Here is a 19744-nt window from a genome sequence, read left to right as displayed (position 1 = left end):
CATGATGTGCATATCAGCCCCGCAACCGACGCCGTAGCAGACACCTATTGGGTCTGCAACTTGCGCGCCTCGACCCTTGCAAGTTTAACCAGCTCCTGAACGAACGGTTTTTCAAGGTCTTCAGAGCGTACTGCAGCGTATAGCCTACGGGTGATCCCCTCTTTGGTCAGCGGACGTGTGACGTAATCAGAGTTATACTTAACCTCTCGTACAACCCAGTCAGGCAGCACTGAAATCCCCCGGTTTGACGCCACCAGCAGCAGGATCACAGCGGTCAGTTCAACCTGCCGGATCGTTGCCGGTTCAACCCTTGCTGGGATCAGCAACTGACTGAAAACATCCAGTCGCGTCCGTTCAACCGGGTATGTGATCAGCGTTTGCCCGCGAAAGTCTTCGGCTTCGATATAGGGTTTGTCGGCTAACGGATGAGACGAGGCCGCGACAAACACAGCGTTGTAGTCGAACAATTCAACAAATTCGACACCCGGCAGGTTTTCGGGGTCGGAGGACACAACCAGATCGACCTCTTCTTTCTGCAATGCTGGCAGCGCATCAAATGCTAGGCCCGGTCGGATGTCGACGTCTACGTCTGGCCAGGATTTCCGGAACGCCTCAAGCACCGGGAACAGCCATTCAAAACAGGCATGGCATTCAATAGCGATATGCATGCGGCCCGTCCGTCCGTCGCGGAGCGAAGAGAACTCATCCTGCATCGCTTCGACCTGAGGCAATATTTGCTCGGCAAGACGCAGCAAACGCAGACCCGCAGCAGAGAGCTTCATCGGCTTGGATCGCCGCAGGAACAACTCGACCCCCGCCTGATCTTCGAGCCCTTTGATTTGGTGACTTAACGCCGACTGCGTGATGTTCAATTGATCCGCTGCACGCGCCAACCCACCACATTCGTGAATGGCCTTGATCGTGCGGAGATGTCGGAACTCGATATGCATATTTCGCTGAGCTCATGTTGTTCTTGAATAATATGAGTTTGTCTCACAATGCTTCGCATGGCACAAGGGCCGGGAACAAAAGCTGTGAGGGCCCGATGACCAAGCCTGAAATTTCATTCGAGTTTTTTCCGCCCCAAACGCTGGAGGCCTCGTTTCGTCTTTGGGATACCGTCCAGACTCTGGCGCCGCTTGACCCTCGTTTCGTTTCGGTCACCTACGGTGCCGGTGGTACGACCCGTGAATTGACGCGGGATGCAGTTGCCACATTGCATAAATCTTCGGGCCTGCCCGTTGCGGCGCACCTGACATGTGTTGATGCATCGCGTCAGGAAACGCTGGAGATTGCCGATACCTTCGCACGTGCAGGCGTTCAGGATATCGTCGCGCTGCGGGGTGACCCGCCTAAGGGTCAGGATCGGTTCGTACCGCATCCCGAAGGCTTTACCAGCTCGGTCGAACTGATCGAAGCGCTGGCCGAAACCGAGATGTTCAGCATCCGCGTCGGTGCGTATCCTGACAAACATCCTGAAGCCGGTGATATGGCAGCTGATGTCGAATGGCTGAAGGCCAAATTGGATGCCGGCGCAGATGAAGCGCTGACCCAGTTTTTCTTCGAGGCCGAAACCTTCTTCCGCTTCCGCGATGCCTGCGCAAAGGCCGGAATTGATAAGCCGATCGTGCCGGGCATTCTGCCAATCGAGAACTGGAAAGGTGCACGCAAGTTTGCTCAACGCTGTGGTGCCAACATCCCGACCTGGTTGGAGCAAGCGTTTGAAAAGGCAGTGCGTGATGGTCGCGAAGATTTGCTGGCCACTGCAATCTGCACCGAATTGTGCTCGGACCTGATCGAGGGCGGTGTTGACAAGCTGCACTTCTATACACTGAACCGACCCGAGTTAACGCGAGATGTTTGTTTTGCACTCGGGATTGTTCCGAAAGCTGAACTGCAAAACGTCGCCTGATTTCAAACAAGGACCCCTGTGCTGCCGGGCTGCTTCGTCAGTCCGGCTCTTTTTTTTATCTGGTTTTGCGACAGTACATTACCCTTACCGTGCGAAGACAATCTCACGCGGCTCATCCTATTGTTCGCCCAGCACACCTCAATTCTTTGAGAAATTTGACAAAAAAACGTTAGCCCTCAAACTGGGCACGTGTAGTTTAAAGAGTGTTTTGAGTATGGAGCCAGTTAACAGGATCCAGGCCCGGGTAGATGCGCTCGAGGCTCTTGGCCTCGGCCAATCAGCGGACGCAGAAGAAATTCGTGACGCATGGCGTCGTATCGCATTTCACGCGCATCCGGATCACACCGATGGGGATTATTCCAATTTCTCCACCGCTAAAGCGGCGTATGACTATTTAAGAAAAGAAGGTTTCGCCAGCAAAGAAAGGCAGGGATCGGCGCAGCCGCGGCGGCCCAAGCTGCGTAAACGTGTTGTCGAACTGGATGAAGACCAGATTGAGGCCTGCCATATCTTGCTAAACCCTGATCTGGCCATTCCGTACCGTCCAGATGGAATGGTTCAAAGCAATGAGACCGCTTCCGTTCGCGACAACGCGCGGGCTTCGGATCATGTACCGGATGCCATTGGATGTTACGGACGCGATCTGACATTTTTTGTAGCGACCCCTGTCTGCGAAGGCTCAAACAGGGTTGCTTTGCCAACATCTATACTGTCCAGCTGTCGCCGGAAAGAAACTGAAATCCTTGCGTTTCAGTCAAAGAGTTCAGGCTCGGGTGAAGTGGTTATTCCGGATTCGATCCGTCAGAGTAAATTCCCCGGCGCGCGAAGCGTGAGAATTCGTTTCGAAGCTGACGAACAGATGCGGGATGAGTTCTGGATCGCAAGCTAACCAATGATCGGGTAAAGAGCCCGGCCGATTAAGCCGGGCTTTCGATACTGAACCGTCGGTTTAGTTGGATACAGGGCCTTCGGACGTGAATTTTGGAATGACGCTGGTCGAGGCGTCCGATGTTTCGATACCGGGCCAGTTGCCTTCGGCCAGATTGATGTTGCCCGGAACGTCTTCTTCCCAGAAGCCAACCACAACATCGGTGATGTTCAGGTACAGTTTATCATCGACAATCCGCCACAGGTTCGGGTTGGCCGGAACCTTGCCGCCTTTTGAAACGCCATAGGCGCAGTGGCCATCATATTGCGGCGCGTAATAGGCCGGGTTTTCCAGGAACTTGTCGCGGTTTTCCTCTGTCGAGAACGCCCAAGTGGACCCATTGTATTCCGCAGTAATATCCGACTGACCACGCACCGCTTCTGGTTGCGACTGTCCGACCGGCACCTGAGCAAGATCGCGGTAGGCGACGACGTCGTAACCTGAGACGGCAAATCCGGTTCCGTCAACATATTGCGGGCCAGCAAATACCGGAACGGCCAGCGTCACAGCCGCGGCAAAGGTCAGGGCAAAGCGTTTCATGTGGTCAATCCTCTTATCTCAACTGTTTCCAGGCGCCGTTGTGGCGGGACTGGCATGACAATATGCGATTCTGGTGCACTTCGTAGTCCTGCTCGCGGCGGTGTGACATCCAACGAGGAAACGTGAGGAGATCGTCGCGGAATGTTACAAAGCCAGCGCAACATCGGGGCTTGGACTTTGGCTTTTGCAACATTAGCTGTTGTGGCACCGGGTGCGCAGCCCGACAAAGGCATGAAAGGTAAGAGATGAGCGAGAAAGCGACCTATACACCACCGAAAGTCTGGACCTGGGACAGCGAAAGCGGTGGACGCTTCGCAAATATCAACCGGCCCATTGCCGGCGCGACCCACGACAAGGATCTGCCAATCGGCAAACATCCTATGCAACTTTATTCACTGGCAACTCCCAATGGTGTCAAAGTGACTGTGATGCTGGAAGAACTGTTGGCGCTGGGTCATGAAGGTGCTGAGTACAATGCCTGGCTTATCAATATCGGAGAGGGCGACCAGTTCAGCTCGGGTTTTGTCGAGGCGAACCCTAACTCAAAAATCCCTGCCCTGTGGGACAGATCCGGCGATGATCCCATCCGTGTTTTTGAAAGTGCGTCGATCCTGTTTCATCTGGCCGAGAAGTTCGGTGAGTTTCTGCCAAAATCAGGAACCGAGCGCACCGAGGTTATGAACTGGCTGTTCTGGCAGATGGGCAGCGCACCTTACCTGGGTGGCGGTTTCGGTCATTTCTACGCCTATGCCCCGGAAAAATGGGAATACCCGATTAACCGCTTTGCCATGGAAGCCAAACGTCAACTGGACGTGCTAGAGCGTGAACTGGCAACCAAGACCTACATCGCCGGCGAAGAATACAGCATCGCCGACATGGCAATCTGGCCGTGGTATGGTCAGCTTGTTCTGGGCCGTCTCTACGATGCAGCCGAGTTCCTGGACGTAGAATCCTACAAGAATGTTATGCGTTGGGCCAAGGCGATTGACGAACGGCCCGCTGTTGTGCGCGGTCGCATGGTGAACCGTCCTTTCGGTGAACCTCACATGCAGTTGCACGAACGCCATGACGCCAGTGACTTCGAGACACGCACGCAGGACAAGCTGGAACCTGCGGCCGAGTAAACAGCTTCAAGGGAAAGGCCACGTCGGAGCACTACTCCGCGTGGCCTTTTCATTTTTAGCAATCTCTATTTTAGGATTGGCGGCTTTTCCGGATCACTTCCCGGAATGGGCCTTGAGACTTGCCGGACTTCTAGCTGAGGCAACTCAAAACGCAATCCGACATTGGCAAGCGCTGCGGCCGTTGGCTCGTCTGCATTGAAGAAACCAACATCCAATGCACCGGCTTCAATGCCAGAAAAGGTAAGTGCTTCCGATACGGCTTTGGCGAGCGCGGCCTCGGCCCCATCCGAGGCGCCGACGAACCCAAGCAAATGCCCCTGCCCGCCAAGGTCGTTTTTTGTGCCCACCAGAAACGCAGCACTGACAAGTCCCGCAGCGGTCGCCAATTTGGTGTCCAATGCCGTGAGCAGCGTGTCCGGCAATCCGGAAGGAGGCAGAAACTCCGCCAGTTTCTGTTGTACTTCTTCCGGCCCATGCTGAAGGGTGCTGGCAAGCCAGCCCAAAGCCTCAGCTGGAATCAACATGGATGAAGGGGCCGTATCCAGGTTCAGACCCAGTCCGATCCCCTGCCCGGACAACATCGCTGCCAGTACCCGGCCAGACAGTGCAACATAAGGTGCCGGTCGGCCCGCAAAACCAGCCAGTCGTTCTTCACGATCAAAAGCCAGTACAAAGCTGCCATCCGCCACCTCAAACAGTTCGGGCGATATGTTTTCGTCCCGTGCCTCTTCGGTCAACATCAGGAACAGTTCGCAATCAGCCAGCCGTTCGAAAAACCGCAGCCGCGCTGCATCGTCCTGTGGGTTTGCCTCCATCTCGGCATGGGCAGCATCCAGGGCCGTTGTGTCAGTCATTCAGCACCTCTTGTACCCGCGCACGCAAAACCGGCAACAGTTCAGCTTCGAACCACGGGTTCTTCTTTAACCATGCCGTATTGCGCCACGACGGGTGAGGCAAGGCAAAGACACGCGGCGCATGGTCTCGCCAGTTTCGAACGGTCTCTGTGACAGGCGTTCGGGCGCCCAGGTGATACTTATGTGCATGGCCGCCAACCAACACAGTCAGAGGCACTTCACCCAACTCTTGCATCACCTTGTCATGCCACGTGTGACCACAGACGGGAGGTGGCGGCAAGTCGGCCTTGCGGGCGTTATAGCCTGGAAAACAGAAAGCCATCGGCACAATGGAAACCTGCGCCCTATCATAAAACACGTCCTCATTCAGGCCGAGCCATTCACGCAATCGATCACCCGACGGATCGGTAAACGGACGACCGGATTCGTGGACACGCGCACCGGGAGCCTGGCCTGCGATCAATATTCGTGATCCCGACTGAAACCAGACCACGGGGCGTGGTTCATGAGCCGTAAAGGTTTGCGCAAATGTATCTGCGCATAGACGGCAGGACCGGATCTGATCGGCCAGCAAATTCATGGGATGATAAGGTTTCCTCAATCCAGCTTGTTCATTGCTTGTCATGAAGATAATGGTCCTGCGATTTCGATCCAGTGGTGGAACCACAGGTCACACAATCCTGAACAACGACCGGAACGCATTGATCATTTGTTTCATATTTCGACATAATGTGGCCAACATGGATCGGTAGCAGAAACGCTGGTGATACGATCCGACGAATGACAGACATCAAAGGAACGATCAGCAGGTCGTGAATGCTTGAATTTGAGAACGTCAGCAAATCCTTCTGGACCGGGACGCGCCGAAAGGTGATCCTGGACAATGTCTCTTTTCGGGTCGAGCTGGGCAAATCCCTCGGGGTTCTGGCGCCGAACGGGACAGGAAAGACCACTCTTATCAACATGATGGCCGGGCTTGAGCAACCCGATGAAGGCGTCATACGCCGCGAATGCCGGGTCTCGTTTCCGATGGGGTTCACCGGTGGCGTTTCCAAACGCATGTCCGCTCTGGAAAACGCGCGATACATCGCCAAAATCTACGGTATGGATCCGGACTATGTCGAAGCCTACTGCCGTTGGCTGTGTGGCTTGGGTGAATATTTCAACCAGCCGCTGGCCACTTATTCGGCTGGCATGCGCGCGCGGTTCACATTTTCTCTGATGTTGGCGCTGGACTTCGATATGTACCTTATCGACGAAGGAATGCCCTCTACCACGGACGTGGAGTTCAACAAGAAGGCCGGTGAAATCCTGCAGGAGCGTTTGCGAACCACTACCCTGGTGATCGTTTCGCACAGCCCCAAGATACTTGAAAAATTCGCACGACAAGCGGCTGTGCTTGTCGATGGGCAGCTCTACATGTTTGAAACCTTGGAAGAGGCAAAGCAGCTATATGACTACCAAACCCAAGGCTAAGAAATTCAATTCAGGCGACGCGCCGCAAGGGGAAGGAACCGCTGAAGCACGCTCGGAAGCGATTTCCCGAATCCGGCGGGCAACCCAACCACCCACCGCCACCGGCGAAAGTCAGCCGGGCATTGAATTGGATGCCATCAAACGCGAAGGGCTGACTGGCCGCCAGTTACGAGTAGCTCGTCGATTGGCGCAAAAAAACGGGCTGGCGGCCACATCTGATTACGATGCAGTTCGGTTACTGCGTCAGAAAGGCATTGATCCGTTCCAGCGCACCAATCTGCTGGAACTTGCGGCCTCATCGGATTCTGAAGCAAATAAAGAAACTGACCCTAAGGACACTATAAATATCCAACTGCCCCAAACGGTTAAAAGGGCGCAGGAAAACTTACCAGGGCCAGAGTTGAGCCCCGCCCAACGTCGTGAATATGAGATTGGGCAAATCCAGAAAGACGTCGCCAAACGTCGTCGACGCAAACTCATTGGGCTATTCGCGCGTTTGGCTGTTTTTGTTTTGCTGCCCACGATAATTGTCGGATATTACTTCTACCGCGTGGCAACGCCCATGTACGCAAGCGATTCCGCATTTTCCATTCTGCAGGCAGATGGTGGCGGAGCGATCGGAGGCTTGCTGTCCGGAACGCAATTCGCCACAGCACAGGATTCCGTTGCGACCCAGGAGTTCCTTGAATCCAAAGATGCGCTGCAAAGGCTGGATAAAGATGTCGGGTTTACCGAGATTTTCCAACAGGATTGGATTGATCCAATTCAGCGCCTGTCCCCCGATGCGAGCCTTGAAGAGGCCTATAAGCTATACAAAAAAATGATCACGATCGGGTATGACCCAACCGATGGTATCATTCGGATGGAAGTTGCCGCACCAGATTCTGAAACCTCGGTCAATCTGTCTAACCTGCTGATTTCTTATGCCGAAGAGAGAATTAATGGGCTGACCGAATTGAAGCGCGAAGATCAGATGCGGGACGCCTTGAGGGGCTTCGAAACTGCGCAAGAGGAACGCCGAAAAGCACAAGAGAACCTGATTGAGTTGCAAATGCAGGGCGCCGTGCTTGATCCGGAAAATGTCCTTGCAGGCATGCGCGGGCGCATCAACGAAATCGAAGTTCAGTTACAGGACAAAGAACTGCAACTTGCAGCGCTTCTGGACAATCTTCGACCAAACAAAGCCAAGGTTGACGGCGTCAGGGCAGATATCGAACGACTGGAAGCCGTTCTTGCCGAACTGAATGCCGAAATGCTGGACGCGTCTGCAGGCGAAAATTCGCTTGCCCGATTGAGCGTTCGCATTCAGATGGCTCAAGCCGATCTGGCGGCACGGGATATGATGCTCCAAACCGCTTTGCAGCAGATGGAAACAACACGCACCGAGGCTAACCGAAAGGTTCGGTATCTTACTGTGTCCGTAAACCCGGTGGCTAGTCAGGAACCCACCTATCCACGCAAGTTTGAAAATACGATTTTGGCTTTCCTGTTGTTTGCTGGTATCTACCTGTTGATTTCGCTTACAGCGTCAGTCCTTCGTGAACAGGTATCCTCGTAAGACTCATGAAACATGTAAAAATCGCCGATCTGACAGTTGGCAACGACCTTCCGCTTACCATCATCGCCGGTCCCTGCCAGCTTGAGACCGCGGACCACGCTCAGATGATCGCGGGCACAATGAAAGAAGCCTGCGAAGCCGCTGGCGCACAGTACGTCTTTAAGGCTTCGTATGACAAAGCCAACCGGACCTCGCTATCCGGCAAGCGCGGAATGGGTATTGATGCAGGGCTCAAGGTTCTGGACGATATCCGCAAAACAATGGGCATACCGGTTCTGACCGACGTTCATTCCGAAGCTCAATGCGCCATCGCTGCCGAGGCCGTGGATGTGCTGCAGATCCCGGCCTTCTTGTGCCGCCAGACAGACATGTTGCTGGCTGCGGGGAACACTGGCGCCGTGATCAACGTCAAAAAGGGTCAGTTTCTTGCCCCTTGGGAAATGCAGAACATCGTCACCAAGATCGAAAGCACCGGCAACCATAATCTCCTCCTGACCGAGCGTGGGGCTTCGTTTGGCTATAACACTCTGGTCGCGGACATGCGGTCGTTGCCGATCATGGCACAGACTGGCTACCCGGTCGTCATGGATGCAACGCATTCGGTCCAGCAGCCTGGCGGCCGCGGCGGATCATCGGGCGGGCAACGAGAATTTGCACCCGTTATGGCCCGTGCCGCAGTTGCAGTGGGTGCTGCAGCAATATTCATGGAAACCCATCAGGATCCCGACAATGCGCCCTGTGATGGGCCGAACATGATCTACCTTGATCAGATGCCCAAGCTCGTTGACACGTTGATGCGCTTTGATGCGCTGGCCAAAGCCAACCCAATTCAAATTTAACGATCGAGATATTTGATGACCAAGCCAATCCCCGAGGTGACTCCGAACACCTGGAATTTTCTGCGCGACCCTATGATCACTCCCACCGGGTTTCGCGAATATGACGCCCGCTGGAAATACCCTGAGGAGATCAACCTGCCCGGCATGACTGCCCTTGGTCTGGGACTGGGTACGCAGATGCATAAGCGCGGCATCGAGCCGGTAATCGCGGTTGGCAACGACTATCGTGACTATTCTCTGGCCATCAAGAATGCGCTGATCCTTGGGCTGATGCAGGCCGGTATTCAGGTCAAGGACATCGGCCCGGCTGTCAGCCCGATGGCCTATTTTGCACAGTTCCATCTGGACGTGCCTGCGGTGGCAATGGTCACTGCCAGCCATAACCCCAACGGCTGGACCGGCGTTAAGATGGGCTTTGACAGGCCTTTGACCCATGGCCCTGACGAGATGTCCGAGCTGCGCGATATTGTGCTGAACGGTGAAGGCGTCGCCCGTGAAGGTGGCTCTTACGAATTCGTTGATGGCGTGAAAGAGGCTTACATCAACGATCTGGTGGGCGACTTCAAAATGTCACGTCCGCTCAAGGTGGTTTGCGCCACCGGGAACGGCACAGCTTCGGCCTTTGCCCCCGAGATCTTTGAGCGGATCGGCGTCGAAATCGTACCCAGCCACAACGAGCTGGACTACACTTTCCCCAACTACAACCCGAACCCGGAAGCCATGGAAATGTTGCATGACATGGCCGACACCCTCAAGGCCAGCGGCGCCGATCTGGCGCTCGGCTTCGACGGGGATGGCGACCGTTGCGGCGTCGTTGATGATGAAGGCGAAGAGATTTTCGCCGATAAAGTCGGCGTGATCATGGCCCGCGATCTGGCCAAGCTGCATCCCGGCTCGACCTTTGTGGCGGACGTCAAATCCACCGGCCTGTTCGCCAGTGACCCCGAGTTGCAGGCGCATGGCGTCAAAGCTGACTACTGGAAGACCGGTCACAGCCATATGAAGCGTCGCGTCAAGGAAATCGGCGCGCTGGCCGGGTTTGAAAAGTCAGGACACTACTTTTTGGCCGAACCTATCGGGCGAGGCTATGACTGCGGAATGCGCGTAGCCGTCGAGATCTGCAAACTGATGGACCGCAACCCGGATCAGAGCATGTCTGACCTGCGCAAGGCCCTGCCTAAAACATGGTCGACCCCGACCATGTCGCCCTATGCGGCCGATACCGAAAAGTATGACATCCTTAAACGGTTGGTCGACAAGCTGGTTGCCAAGGCGGATGCAGGCGAGACATTTGCCGGACGTCCTATCAAGGAGGTCGTGACCGTAAACGGTGCTCGGGTCATTCTGGACAATGGCAGCTGGGGCCTTGTGCGCGCGTCGTCGAACACCCCCAATTTGGTTGTCGTCTGCGAAAGCAGCGAAAGCGAAGACGAAATGCGCGCAATTTTTGCGGATATTGATGCCGTCATTCGCACCGAGCCCAATGTCGGTGACTACGACCAGACAATCTGATCACTAAAACAGTACGGGGCACCTTAGGTGCCCCGTTTTCGTTTGGCTCGAAATATAGCTCAGTCGCCACCGAACAATTTCAGAAGACCTTTCTTGGCCTCTTCTTCGAGTTTGCTTTTGAGCGCATCCTCGATCTGATCGCTATCGGTGATAGTGGTATCCAGTTCATCCCCGACCTTCTTCAGGACCTTGTCCTTCGCATCCTGTTCAAGTTCCTTGACCTTACCCTCGGCCGCAGCCTCGATCACTTTGGTCAGGTCAGGCCGGATCGATGGGTCGCTCCATGGTCCGACGATACGAACGGGTACTGCGATACCCTCGCCTGAATTTGCCCTCAGTGCGACAGGTGTGAAGAGATAGTCAATATCACGGGCACCCAGCCCGACACGCCCTTTGCCATCTGCCCTGTAATTCTTGAGGGTCATCAACAGATCTTCATTGGTCAGGTTCCCACCATCCATGGTGAAGCTTGCGGTCAGGCTGTTGAATACCGTGGTCCCTCCCGACACGTTGCCGCGCCCCATCAGGCGATCGAGATCAATGCCCGAGATGACGCCGCTTTCAACATCAAGGCTGCCGGATCCGCTGAGTGAGTTCATAATCTGATTTTCCGTTTGCCCCACACCAAGGAATTTAAGAGAACCTGATCCGGTGCCGGACAGACGTTCTATGCCACCCAAAGTACTCAGGGCCTGCTGGATGTTTATCCCGGTCGCTGTCAGATCTCCCCCGACCGACAATCCGTTTCTGTTGTTCGCAACGACCTGACCATTCAGTTGCCCCGAAAACAAAGTAGCAGGATGCATTTTCAGAACGGCCCGTGATCTATCAAGGCTCATGGTCAAATCACTTGCGCCGAAGGTCATGCCCGGCACGGCGATTGAGTTGGCTTGCAATCGGATATTGCCATTTGCCAGCGACAGAGCGGACGCATCAATCGGGTCATTGGACCAACCCTCTGAAACAGGTGCTGCGGCGCTGTTCCCGCCACCGGTTGAGGTGCTGGTCGCTTCGGTTCCGGCAATCTGTGACAGATCAAGATCCCCGCCATTCAGACGCGCTGTCAGTTGCGGGGGATCAGAAATGACAATGTCGGCCTCTCCATCGAACCGGTTGTTGTCCAGAACAGCGCTCATCCCGCGCAATGAGATGCGACCATCTTTGGTATAGGTCATTTGGCTCGAGACATTCGCAACCTGCCCCAGCCCATATGGGACCGAAACTCCGCCCTGACCAAACGCTGCCAACATCTGTTCGGTGCTGGATGTCTTGATCCGGGTCTTGCCATCCATTTCACCGGCAATGTTCACTCGGCCCGAGAAACTGATATCTCCTCCCGGGGCTGTCATAGTCAGCTCAAGCGGCGTTACCACGCCGGATGCGAATGCCGGCAAATCCGGGATCGTAAGGTCTACTTCAGCGCTCCCGCCGGGTACTGACATGCTTGCCTGCATCTCCATAGGGGCGTCGATTTCAGGCCATCTGGCCGCCAGATCAACATTTGCGAAATCCATCTTAATCTCGCCATTCTCGACATAGATCAGCCTTGCGTTGGTCAGTTCCAGACGATCAAGGGTAATTGCCCCCTGTTCCGTTGCGGGGGGTGTACCCGCCTCACTCGCCGGTACGGTCGCACCCGGCTGCGCCACGGTGAGTTCCCAGTTCCCGCGCCCTTCGGACAGTTCAAGCCGCAACACCGGATCCTCTGCCAACACGCGTTTGATTCGCAGATCGCCTGCCAACAATGCTGATGCGTCCACGCCCACAGCCAGACTATTGGCGCTCAGCATTGGTTGCGGACCAGCCCATGATGCGTTGCCAAAGGTGACCGGACCTGTTTCCATTCCCAGCACAGGCCAGAAGGACAAGCGCACATCGCCGGAAAGGGTCAGTTCACGTCCGGTCTGCGCCCGCACCTGTTCGGCCAGTATGGCGCCGAGTTTATCCCCCGGCATCAACAACAACGCGCCTATGACCAGCCCGAATGCTGCAACCAGTATGAATAGGATTCGCACCAACCATTTCATGTTTTGCCCTCTGCCTTTTCGGCTTGTCTGCTCGATGACAAGTCAGCCCTGTGCGCGCAACATTTGCAAGGGGAAGCGTTCCCCACTATATGCCGCGCCATGACCACGAACCCGCCAAACCTCCGCCCCGACCTGGCCCCTGCCGCCCGGATCACCGAGACGCCACGTTCGAACCAGCCCACCATCGGTATGGTCTCATTGGGCTGTCCCAAAGCACTGGTCGACAGTGAACGCATTCTGACCCGCCTTCGTGCCGAAGGATACGGAATTTCACCCGACTATTCAGGCGCGGATGCCGTGATCGTGAACACATGCGGGTTTCTCGATAGTGCCAAGGCGGAATCGCTGGATGCGATCGGCGAGGCGCTGGTGGAAAATGGAAAGGTCATCGTGACCGGCTGTCTGGGGGCCGAACCGGATTATATTCGCGAACATCACCCGCGCATCATGGCCGTCACCGGCCCGCACCAGTACGAGCAGGTTCTGGATGCGGTACACTCGGCCGTGCCGCCGGACCCGGATCCGTTTGTGGATCTGTTGCCCGCCAGCAGCGTGCAGCTCACCCCGCGCCACTACAGCTATCTGAAGATTTCCGAGGGCTGTAACCACAAATGCAAGTTCTGCATCATCCCGGACATGCGCGGTAAACTCGCCAGCCGGCCAGCACATGCAGTTCTGCGTGAGGCGGAAAAGCTAGTCGATAATGGGGTACGCGAGCTATTGGTCATCTCGCAAGACACCTCAGCCTATGGGCTGGATCGCAAGTATGATGTGAACCCGTGGAAAGACGGTGAGGTGCGTACCCACATAACCGATCTGGCCCGCGAGCTTGGAAAGTTGGACGCCTGGGTCCGGCTTCACTACGTATACCCCTATCCGCATGTGCGCGAACTGATCCCGCTCATGGCTGATGCGGGGTGTAACGTGCTGCCATATCTGGACATTCCCTTCCAGCATGCCCACCCCGACGTCTTGAAACGCATGGCGCGCCCTGCAGCAGCAGCCAAAACCCTGGATGAGATTGCGGCCTGGCGCGCAACCTGCCCGGGCATCACCCTGCGGTCGACCTTCATCGTGGGGTATCCTGGTGAAACCGAGGCAGAGTTCCAAACATTGCTGGACTGGTTGGACGAGGCACAACTGGATCGCGTCGGGTGTTTTCAGTACGAAAACGTGGACGGTGCAAGATCGAATGATCTGCCGGATCATGTCCCCGCCGAAGTCAAACAAGACCGGTGGGAACGTTTTATGGAAAAGGCTCAGGCGATCTCCGAAGCCAAGCTGGCAGCAAAAGTCGGACAAAGGATCGAAGTCATCGTGGACGAGGTTGATGGCGACGCGGCGACCTGCCGGACCAAATCTGACGCCCCCGAGATTGACGGCAACCTGTTCATTGATGAAGGCTTCGAGGCCTTGAAGCCGGGCGATATCGTGACGGTCGAAGTGGATGAGGCCGGTGAATATGATCTGTGGGGCAGAACTGTCTGACATTCTGATCAGACAAACCCACAGTGCCGCTGATGAAGTGCGATAGGCAAAGCGTGACCCAAGTTTATTGGCAAACAGCGCGCCTTTGACCGATCATAGACATGAAACCCTGTCCCAAACGGAGGTTCTCATGTTTCGCATGTTTCGATCTATCCCACGATGCGCTGCTGTCATCGTTACAGCACATCTGCTCTCAGGCCCGGTTTCCGCGCAGAGCTATGACAGTAGTGTTTCCGGCTTCATTACGGTTGGATCAGTCAAGCTGAGTATTCATCAGCGAAGTCAGCATCATGTTCGCAGATATTACTACGCCCCAACTATCCGGCACTACTCAACCAGACCACATGTTAGCTATGGCTCAACCTATAAAGCCCGACCACATCACGGGGTCAAACGTCACAAATACAAAGGCTATTACTATCCAGCGCCAAAACGGTATGTGTTCAAACATCGAAAACACCGGCTCGGGCTGCGGTTTCGACACTAAGAATTGTGGAGCGCTGGCTAAATCAGGCTGAGCAACATAACCAGCCAGGCAACCCCAGCTGCTATCGCGGTCAGGGCCACGGCTGCGCTGGCTGCATCTTTTGCCTGCCCTGCCAAAGTGTGATGTTCGGTTGAGGTGTGATCGACTGCACGTTCGACAGCTGTGTTGAACAACTCAGCCGCCAGAACCAGGATTCCCAACGCTAGAATCATGGCACGTTCGCCCGCAGTCAGCGGCAGCCAAAACGCCAATGCAGCCGAGAACACATTGAGCCATCCCCAGACACGGAACGAGTATTCCTCGCGCCAGGTCGTGATCACGCCCTGCCAGCTCCAGCGTGTTCTGTCACTCAGTCGTTGAAAGAAGTTCAGCATTTGGCCTTCCGGGCGCTTGGTTCAGTTATTGAACAAAACCAGCATTTGCACGTTATGGCCAGAAAAGAAAAAACCGCCAAACGGCGGATCAAACTTTGATCGAATGTGCAGGCGGCCCCCAATAGGACCGCCTGCGGAATGCTTATTGTGTGACCGGGTTACATACGGTCTGACCTGCTTCGGTCGTGGCCAGCTGATAGCCTGCCGAGCAGCTTGCGTTGCCTTGCTTGTCATAGCTAGGCTGTACGTAGATCGGGGTCGGTTCTTCCTGCTGCGAGCACGCGGCCAGAACAACTGCGGTTGCGCAGAGAGCAGCGAATTTGAGTTTCATGTCCATCAATCCTCTATTACTTTTCTGATATTGCCCAGTTTTTCGGGGCCGTCGTCAGAATACGGGCTTGTCACCAATCTGGCAACCGAGTCGATAACGGCTTCGTGATTAGAAGCGAAACCACGCTTGCCCGGCAACCTGCAGGTGCATTGATCGGGCCTGCCGCTACCCTTTTTGCCCGATCAGGCTAAGCTGTGTCATCGACATAAGCCAAATCGGAGTAGCCAGATGTCAGATGCACCCATCATCGCACAGAAATCCCCCTTTCCCGTCGAGGTAACCGAGGGCAAGAGTTATTTCTGGTGCGCATGCGGCAGATCCAAACGTCAGCCCTTCTGTGACGGATCACATAAAGGAACCGGAATCGAGCCAGTCAAATACACAGCGGAATCGAGCAAAAAGGTCTTTTTTTGTGGGTGCAAACAGACTTCCAAGCCCCCTCTGTGTGACGGATCACATCAACAGTTATGAAGGTGTCTATCTCAGCTCGTTGAGGGTTTTGGCATTGGCGCAAAATTCTGGTGCGGCGATCGCCTGAGACTGCTGAATCGATAACCAGATCGCGCAATTTTCGCTGCATTCTGCGGCACGACAGCGCGTCACCATCTCGGCATAATCGTTGGCAGAAAGCCGCCCTTCAACCATCGCTTCGGTAAGGGAAACCCCCATGCACCTGGCGACGGATCGGGTCAGCCAAAAGTGTTTTTCGATGTCGCCAAGCGAAGTTCGAGCCATCAGTTCATCCGCCGCTGATTTGCCTTAAGTGCGGCGAATCGCTTTCGGTTTGGGCAGTTTTCGGGGGCATGCGGCGCATTTTCATTCTGATCCAACCATTCAGGACATGCGCAAGCCCATTCGCACCCCCTGCAGGATTGAATCATCTCGGCCCAGCTTTCCTGGCTCAATCGACCGACCTTATGGGCTGCTACAAGATCAGTTCCCGTGGCCTGCCCCATCCTGAGGATCAGGCGAACATGCGTCATAATTTGACCCAGATGCATCATCGAACAACCGCCTTACGGGATGAGATTTTGCAGTAACTCCCGATTTCTGCAGTATTCCGGAGTTTGATGCGAAGACGCGCTTTTCTGAAGAAAGGCTTCGCAGTGGCTCGGATTGGGGCAGTTGGTGCATTTCAATACGGCGTCAGAAATTTCATCTACCGATACCTGCCCTTCGATGGCAGCGGTTTCCAGATCCACACCCAGCTTTGTGGCCATCTGATCCACGAGGCCGGCATGGTGTCGCAAAGTCTCACGGCTAGTCATACGGTTTCCTTTCCCTGTCGCGCTTTAGGAAAAGGTATCAATCAAACCGATCTTTGCCCTTGATTCAGGTCAAGCACCGATACCGAGGTGATCCAGATAGAACCGCGTGGCATCCTGCACCCTGCGAAAACGATCGCCGCCAAGCTTCTTGCCGCCATACCAGCGTGTCACGATGATAACGTAGTTCTCCATTTCAGCACGCTCCATCATCCGCAAGATCACCATGGCTGCGCCACTTTCACCGTCATCTGCTTTCAGCGCTCCGGTCGGCAAAACAGCGGCCCAAGTGTTGTGCGTAGCCTTGGCGTAATTCTTGTCGGATTTGAGTTCCGCCAGAACGGCGTCAACATCCGCCCGGCTGGATGCAGAGGCACCGGTGACAGCGTATTTTGATCCGCGATCGGTCAGCACCACGCCAAGGCGCGTCAGTTCTGTCATTGTGTCAGTCCCAATTGGGCCGCCGTCTCCAGAACGGCCTGCACGCGCTGCGCGTTGGGAGGGTGTGTCGCCAAAAAGCGGTCACCCGGATCAGGAATACGCTTGAAGTACTCCATTCCGACCAAGGGGTCATAACCCGCTGAATGTGTAATCACTGTACCCAACCGGTCGGCCTCAAGCTCGAACCCCTTGATGTATACCTGCACCCCGACATCCGCACCCAACTTCTGCGCAAGTTCAACACCCTCGTCATCTGCGCCATAATCCCGGGCCAAATTCCCAAAAATCTGCGCGCTTTCCTGCGAGTTTTTAGCCTGACGTGCAATGTGATCCAGAACATGGTGGGCTGCTTCGTGCCCCATGACGAATGCCATTTCATCCGCATTTTGCGTCGATTCGATCATCGTCTGGGTAAAAATAATGTAGGGTCGTTTCTTGTCATCCAGTGTCTGAAACGCATTGACCTCGGCATTTGGATTAGGATCGACAAGGATTCCGAACTCGCAATTCAGGTTTTTGGCCTGACGTCGGCAGGTATCGGTGGCGGCGGCGCTGACGGCGCGGCTGACTTGCCGAAAATCGCTCGCTTTCTGCTGCAGCTCCGGCGTTGAGGGATTCCACTGTTCTGCAGTGATGAAACCAGACCCGCGCGGGCTAAGGCCGCAGGCGGAAACCAGCATGACCAGCAACAAGACATAACGGAGCATTCCGGGTCCTTTCAAAATCATGCCGGAAGGAAACCTTAGCGCGACACCTTCGGGCTTACCACACCTTCTGTTCCGAACAACGGGTTGCATTACCGTATTCGGATCGGCACTCTGACATCATGTTTTCGATTGAACATGAATTCGACTCGACGATCATTACTCTGGTGGACGAAGGCCCCAAGCCTTTGCAAGAGGATATCGTAATCAACAGTTTTGCCGAATGCGTGACGCTTGAGCAGATAGACCCCCGTACGGAACAGGTCCAGAAGATCACGCTGTCACCGGAACAGGTCCGCGATCTGGCCGCTGCCCTCGATTTACCAGAGGGAGTCTATCAGATCCGGGAAACTCCACCTGATCAAAGTGAATAGCAATCGCCAGAAACCGCCTGATGCCGGTTGATCCATCCTAAACACCTGTAGCGGTCTACAGCGTGGCAAGGCTTTGCATCGACTTGTGTTTTGTTCTTTGTGCCTCCATAGCCAATGTGATCTCCCGCCAAGCCGCCGCAAGGTATCAGAGATGTAGGACAGTTTTTTGCATTTGCCCTTGAAAAGGCCATGCACCTGTCCGAGATACACACTGCTGATGTAAAGGAAGTTAACATATGTCCTTGAAAAATCCGGCCGCACTTGAATTTCTGCTGTCGCGCCGATCCCGCCCGGCGAAAACCCTGATCGCACCTGCCCCAACACGGGAAGAACTGGAACCTTTGCTGACAGCCGCTGCACGCAGCCCGGATCACGGCAAGCTTGAGCCCTGGCGCTTTATCGTTCTGCAAAAAGGCGCGATGCCTCGTCTAGCGGACCTGACCGAGAAACATGGGCGGGCATTGGGCAAAAGCCCCGAGGACATCGCCAAAGCCAGAAACCAATTCGATCTGGGACAACTCGCAGTAGCCGTCATCGAAGTGCAAAAGGAATCCCCCAAGATTCCGGCAATCGAACAAACCTATTCCGCCGGTGCAGTGTGTTTGGCGTTGCTGAATGCAGCTCTGGCTGCTGGATGGGGAGCAAACTGGCTGTCGGGCTGGCAAACTCATGACCGTGATTTCTGCAAGGAAGCCCTTGGTCTCGCAGAAAATGAACGTGTCGCTGGCCTGATTCACATCGCAACCGAAGGCACCACACCGCCTGAACGTCCACGCCCGGACGTACCTGTACTGACCGAATGGGTTTCCGAATGATCGTTGTCCAGTCATTTCTCAAAGCCATCGGACAGATCGGGGATCCGCGTTTTCGCAAAGTTCTGCTGCTTGGCGTTGGCCTGACATTTGCCCTGCTAGTGGTCAGCTATGCAGGGTTCCTGTGGCTGATAAACACGCTTGTCGGAGATCAGGTAACCCTGCCGATTTTGGGTGAAGTGACGTGGTTGAACGACCTTCTCAGTGTCTCATCATTCCTGCTGATGATGGTGCTGTCGGTCTTTTTGATGGTGCCGGTGGCCTCAGCCATCACCTCGATGTTTTTGGATGAGGTTGCACAAGCGGTCGAGGACAAACACTATCCCTCCCTGCCCGCAGTCCCGCGCATATCTTTTGGCGACGCTTTGATGGATACGCTCAGTTTCCTGGGCGTCCTTATCGTTGCCAACATGCTAGCTCTGATCCTTTATGCGATTTTCACGCCCTTCGCTCCGTTCATCTTCTGGGCCATGAACGGTTTCCTGTTGGGGCGGGAATACTTCACATTGGCCGCGATGCGGCGGTTGGGCCGTGAAGGAGCGCGCAAACTGCGGGCAAAACATGTCGCAACGATCTGGATGGCCGGAACACTGATGGCCATTCCGCTATCCGTACCTCTGGTGAACCTCCTGATCCCGATCCTCGGGGCCGCGACGTTCACCCATATCTATCACGGGCTGTCAGGGACCAGACCCTGA

At 55.1% G+C, this 19744-nt stretch carries 24 protein-coding genes; 12 read left to right on the top strand and 12 right to left on the bottom strand.

Annotated features, from left to right (window positions below; translation table 11 throughout):
* Positions 1–44: 44 nt before the first annotated feature.
* On the bottom strand, positions 45–950 hold the full coding sequence (locus ACR0CW_RS01550) for a LysR family transcriptional regulator (RefSeq protein WP_480739570.1): 906 nt from the start codon (positions 948–950) through the stop codon (positions 45–47).
* A gap of 95 nt (positions 951–1045) precedes the next feature.
* On the opposite strand from ACR0CW_RS01550, the gene metF reads away from it, so the two are divergent.
* Positions 1046–1912 carry a methylenetetrahydrofolate reductase [NAD(P)H] gene (gene metF / locus ACR0CW_RS01545; protein WP_155145440.1) on the top strand — a complete coding sequence of 289 codons (867 nt, stop codon included), beginning with the start codon at positions 1046–1048 and terminating at the stop codon, positions 1910–1912.
* Positions 1878–2801 (top strand): J domain-containing protein, encoded by a 924-nt coding sequence (locus ACR0CW_RS01540; RefSeq protein ID WP_480786587.1) that lies wholly within the window; start codon positions 1878–1880, stop codon positions 2799–2801. The genes metF and ACR0CW_RS01540 overlap by 35 nt, the downstream gene beginning before the upstream one ends.
* Before the next feature lie 60 nt (positions 2802–2861).
* On the opposite strand, the gene ACR0CW_RS01535 is transcribed toward ACR0CW_RS01540, so the two are convergent.
* Positions 2862–3380: a YHS domain-containing (seleno)protein gene (locus tag ACR0CW_RS01535; protein WP_480786586.1), complete on the bottom strand. Its 519-nt coding sequence runs from the start codon at positions 3378–3380 to the stop codon at positions 2862–2864.
* A gap of 245 nt (positions 3381–3625) precedes the next feature.
* Between ACR0CW_RS01535 and yghU the strand changes: the two genes are divergently transcribed.
* Entirely contained in the window at positions 3626–4504 is an 879-nt protein-coding gene (yghU, locus tag ACR0CW_RS01530) for a glutathione-dependent disulfide-bond oxidoreductase (RefSeq protein ID WP_480786585.1), read from the top strand.
* 65 nt (positions 4505–4569) lie between these two features.
* Here yghU and ACR0CW_RS01525 read toward each other — a convergent pair whose 3' ends face one another.
* Complete coding sequence (locus ACR0CW_RS01525; RefSeq protein ID WP_480786584.1) at positions 4570–5358, bottom strand: SseB family protein; 789 nt, start codon at positions 5356–5358, stop codon at positions 4570–4572.
* The gene (locus tag ACR0CW_RS01520) at positions 5351–5938 is read right to left on the bottom strand and encodes a uracil-DNA glycosylase family protein (RefSeq protein WP_480786583.1); all 588 of its coding nucleotides are present in this window, start codon (positions 5936–5938) and stop codon (positions 5351–5353) included. The genes ACR0CW_RS01525 and ACR0CW_RS01520 overlap by 8 nt, the downstream gene beginning before the upstream one ends.
* 236 nt (positions 5939–6174) lie before the next feature.
* Between ACR0CW_RS01520 and ACR0CW_RS01515 the strand changes: the two genes are divergently transcribed.
* The 4 genes from ACR0CW_RS01515 to ACR0CW_RS01500 are packed head-to-tail and all read left to right on the top strand — an operon-like array spanning position 6175 to position 10743.
* The gene (locus ACR0CW_RS01515) at positions 6175–6834 is read left to right on the top strand and encodes an ABC transporter ATP-binding protein (RefSeq protein WP_155145450.1); all 660 of its coding nucleotides are present in this window, start codon (positions 6175–6177) and stop codon (positions 6832–6834) included.
* Positions 6812–8392, top strand: coding sequence for a KpsE/RkpR family capsule polysaccharide export protein (locus ACR0CW_RS01510; protein ID WP_480786582.1), 1581 nt, complete (start codon positions 6812–6814; stop codon positions 8390–8392). The genes ACR0CW_RS01515 and ACR0CW_RS01510 overlap by 23 nt, the downstream gene beginning before the upstream one ends.
* A gap of 5 nt (positions 8393–8397) precedes the next feature.
* Positions 8398–9231: a 3-deoxy-8-phosphooctulonate synthase gene (kdsA, locus tag ACR0CW_RS01505; protein ID WP_480786581.1), complete on the top strand. Its 834-nt coding sequence runs from the start codon at positions 8398–8400 to the stop codon at positions 9229–9231.
* Between the two features lie 15 nt (positions 9232–9246).
* A complete protein-coding gene (locus tag ACR0CW_RS01500) occupies positions 9247–10743 on the top strand; it encodes a phosphomannomutase/phosphoglucomutase (protein WP_480786580.1) in 1497 nt (498 codons plus the stop codon).
* Positions 10744–10802: 59 nt separating this feature from the next.
* Here the strand turns inward: ACR0CW_RS01500 and ACR0CW_RS01495 are convergent, their stop codons facing one another.
* Positions 10803–12770, bottom strand: a complete 1968-nt coding sequence (locus ACR0CW_RS01495; RefSeq protein WP_480786579.1) for an AsmA family protein — start codon at positions 12768–12770, stop codon at positions 10803–10805.
* Positions 12771–12869: 99 nt separating this feature from the next.
* Between ACR0CW_RS01495 and rimO the strand changes: the two genes are divergently transcribed.
* Positions 12870–14258: a 30S ribosomal protein S12 methylthiotransferase RimO gene (rimO, locus tag ACR0CW_RS01490; protein WP_480786578.1), complete on the top strand. Its 1389-nt coding sequence runs from the start codon at positions 12870–12872 to the stop codon at positions 14256–14258.
* Positions 14259–14762: 504 nt separating this feature from the next.
* Here rimO and ACR0CW_RS01485 read toward each other — a convergent pair.
* Complete coding sequence (locus tag ACR0CW_RS01485) at positions 14763–15119, bottom strand: diacylglycerol kinase (RefSeq protein ID WP_480786577.1); 357 nt, start codon at positions 15117–15119, stop codon at positions 14763–14765.
* A 142-nt stretch (positions 15120–15261) separates the two neighbouring features.
* The gene (locus tag ACR0CW_RS01480; RefSeq protein WP_209016144.1) at positions 15262–15450 is read right to left on the bottom strand and encodes a hypothetical protein; all 189 of its coding nucleotides are present in this window, start codon (positions 15448–15450) and stop codon (positions 15262–15264) included.
* Positions 15451–15678: 228 nt separating this feature from the next.
* On the opposite strand from ACR0CW_RS01480, the gene ACR0CW_RS01475 reads away from it, so the two are divergent.
* The gene (locus tag ACR0CW_RS01475; RefSeq protein WP_155145466.1) at positions 15679–15921 is read left to right on the top strand and encodes a CDGSH iron-sulfur domain-containing protein; all 243 of its coding nucleotides are present in this window, start codon (positions 15679–15681) and stop codon (positions 15919–15921) included.
* Positions 15922–15927: 6 nt separating this feature from the next.
* On the opposite strand, the gene ACR0CW_RS01470 is transcribed toward ACR0CW_RS01475, so the two are convergent.
* The 5 genes from ACR0CW_RS01470 to ACR0CW_RS01450 form a co-directional block, all read right to left on the bottom strand.
* On the bottom strand, positions 15928–16185 hold the full coding sequence (locus ACR0CW_RS01470) for a DUF6455 family protein (protein ID WP_480786576.1): 258 nt from the start codon (positions 16183–16185) through the stop codon (positions 15928–15930).
* The gene (locus ACR0CW_RS01465) at positions 16185–16451 is read right to left on the bottom strand and encodes a DUF6455 family protein (RefSeq protein WP_480786920.1); all 267 of its coding nucleotides are present in this window, start codon (positions 16449–16451) and stop codon (positions 16185–16187) included. The genes ACR0CW_RS01470 and ACR0CW_RS01465 overlap by 1 nt, the downstream gene beginning before the upstream one ends.
* 15 nt (positions 16452–16466) lie before the next feature.
* Positions 16467–16718: a DUF6455 family protein gene (locus ACR0CW_RS01460; protein WP_480786575.1), complete on the bottom strand. Its 252-nt coding sequence runs from the start codon at positions 16716–16718 to the stop codon at positions 16467–16469.
* A gap of 69 nt (positions 16719–16787) precedes the next feature.
* A complete protein-coding gene (locus ACR0CW_RS01455) occupies positions 16788–17156 on the bottom strand; it encodes a YigZ family protein (RefSeq protein ID WP_480786574.1) in 369 nt (122 codons plus the stop codon).
* Positions 17153–17863, bottom strand: a complete 711-nt coding sequence (locus ACR0CW_RS01450; RefSeq protein ID WP_480786573.1) for a M48 family metallopeptidase — start codon at positions 17861–17863, stop codon at positions 17153–17155. Before ACR0CW_RS01450 ends, ACR0CW_RS01455 begins: the two co-directional genes overlap by 4 nt.
* A 119-nt stretch (positions 17864–17982) precedes the next feature.
* On the opposite strand from ACR0CW_RS01450, the gene ACR0CW_RS01445 reads away from it, so the two are divergent.
* The 3 genes from ACR0CW_RS01445 to ACR0CW_RS01435 all read left to right on the top strand — a co-directional run bounded on the left by ACR0CW_RS01445 (position 17983) and on the right by ACR0CW_RS01435 (position 19744).
* A complete protein-coding gene (locus ACR0CW_RS01445) occupies positions 17983–18234 on the top strand; it encodes a hypothetical protein (RefSeq protein WP_155145476.1) in 252 nt (83 codons plus the stop codon).
* A 236-nt stretch (positions 18235–18470) separates the two neighbouring features.
* The gene (locus ACR0CW_RS01440) at positions 18471–19049 is read left to right on the top strand and encodes a nitroreductase family protein (protein ID WP_480786572.1); all 579 of its coding nucleotides are present in this window, start codon (positions 18471–18473) and stop codon (positions 19047–19049) included.
* Positions 19046–19744 carry an EI24 domain-containing protein gene (locus ACR0CW_RS01435; RefSeq protein ID WP_480786571.1) on the top strand — a complete coding sequence of 233 codons (699 nt, stop codon included), beginning with the start codon at positions 19046–19048 and terminating at the stop codon, positions 19742–19744. The genes ACR0CW_RS01440 and ACR0CW_RS01435 overlap by 4 nt, the downstream gene beginning before the upstream one ends.

The organism is Ruegeria sp. CH6 (genome assembly GCF_056537005.1).
Note: the sequence above shows the minus strand (reverse complement) of the source record. Positions and strands in the feature narration are given on the sequence as shown.

Excerpts from the sequence above, each read along its gene's own strand:
- ACR0CW_RS01520 (WP_480786583.1), bottom strand. The coding sequence starts at position 5,938 with ATGAATTTGCTGGCCGATCAGATCCGGTCCTGCCGTCTATGCGCAGAT.
- ACR0CW_RS01475 (WP_155145466.1), top strand. The coding sequence starts at position 15,679 with ATGTCAGATGCACCCATCATCGCACAGAAATCCCCCTTTCCCGTCGAG.
- ACR0CW_RS01460 (WP_480786575.1), bottom strand. The coding sequence starts at position 16,718 with ATGACTAGCCGTGAGACTTTGCGACACCATGCCGGCCTCGTGGATCAG.
- ACR0CW_RS01455 (WP_480786574.1), bottom strand. The coding sequence starts at position 17,156 with ATGACAGAACTGACGCGCCTTGGCGTGGTGCTGACCGATCGCGGATCA.
- ACR0CW_RS01470 (WP_480786576.1), bottom strand. The coding sequence starts at position 16,185 with ATGGCTCGAACTTCGCTTGGCGACATCGAAAAACACTTTTGGCTGACC.
- ACR0CW_RS01440 (WP_480786572.1), top strand. The coding sequence starts at position 18,471 with ATGTCCTTGAAAAATCCGGCCGCACTTGAATTTCTGCTGTCGCGCCGA.
- metF (WP_155145440.1), top strand. The coding sequence starts at position 1,046 with ATGACCAAGCCTGAAATTTCATTCGAGTTTTTTCCGCCCCAAACGCTG.
- ACR0CW_RS01515 (WP_155145450.1), top strand. The coding sequence starts at position 6,175 with ATGCTTGAATTTGAGAACGTCAGCAAATCCTTCTGGACCGGGACGCGC.
- kdsA (WP_480786581.1), top strand. The coding sequence starts at position 8,398 with ATGAAACATGTAAAAATCGCCGATCTGACAGTTGGCAACGACCTTCCG.
- ACR0CW_RS01495 (WP_480786579.1), bottom strand. The coding sequence starts at position 12,770 with ATGAAATGGTTGGTGCGAATCCTATTCATACTGGTTGCAGCATTCGGG.
- ACR0CW_RS01465 (WP_480786920.1), bottom strand. The coding sequence starts at position 16,451 with ATGCATCTGGGTCAAATTATGACGCATGTTCGCCTGATCCTCAGGATG.
- ACR0CW_RS01550 (WP_480739570.1), bottom strand. The coding sequence starts at position 950 with ATGCATATCGAGTTCCGACATCTCCGCACGATCAAGGCCATTCACGAA.
- ACR0CW_RS01535 (WP_480786586.1), bottom strand. The coding sequence starts at position 3,380 with ATGAAACGCTTTGCCCTGACCTTTGCCGCGGCTGTGACGCTGGCCGTT.
- ACR0CW_RS01525 (WP_480786584.1), bottom strand. The coding sequence starts at position 5,358 with ATGACTGACACAACGGCCCTGGATGCTGCCCATGCCGAGATGGAGGCA.
- rimO (WP_480786578.1), top strand. The coding sequence starts at position 12,870 with ATGACCACGAACCCGCCAAACCTCCGCCCCGACCTGGCCCCTGCCGCC.
- ACR0CW_RS01485 (WP_480786577.1), bottom strand. The coding sequence starts at position 15,119 with ATGCTGAACTTCTTTCAACGACTGAGTGACAGAACACGCTGGAGCTGG.
- ACR0CW_RS01450 (WP_480786573.1), bottom strand. The coding sequence starts at position 17,863 with ATGCTCCGTTATGTCTTGTTGCTGGTCATGCTGGTTTCCGCCTGCGGC.
- ACR0CW_RS01510 (WP_480786582.1), top strand. The coding sequence starts at position 6,812 with ATGACTACCAAACCCAAGGCTAAGAAATTCAATTCAGGCGACGCGCCG.
- yghU (WP_480786585.1), top strand. The coding sequence starts at position 3,626 with ATGAGCGAGAAAGCGACCTATACACCACCGAAAGTCTGGACCTGGGAC.
- ACR0CW_RS01480 (WP_209016144.1), bottom strand. The coding sequence starts at position 15,450 with ATGAAACTCAAATTCGCTGCTCTCTGCGCAACCGCAGTTGTTCTGGCC.
- ACR0CW_RS01445 (WP_155145476.1), top strand. The coding sequence starts at position 17,983 with ATGTTTTCGATTGAACATGAATTCGACTCGACGATCATTACTCTGGTG.
- ACR0CW_RS01435 (WP_480786571.1), top strand. The coding sequence starts at position 19,046 with ATGATCGTTGTCCAGTCATTTCTCAAAGCCATCGGACAGATCGGGGAT.
- ACR0CW_RS01500 (WP_480786580.1), top strand. The coding sequence starts at position 9,247 with ATGACCAAGCCAATCCCCGAGGTGACTCCGAACACCTGGAATTTTCTG.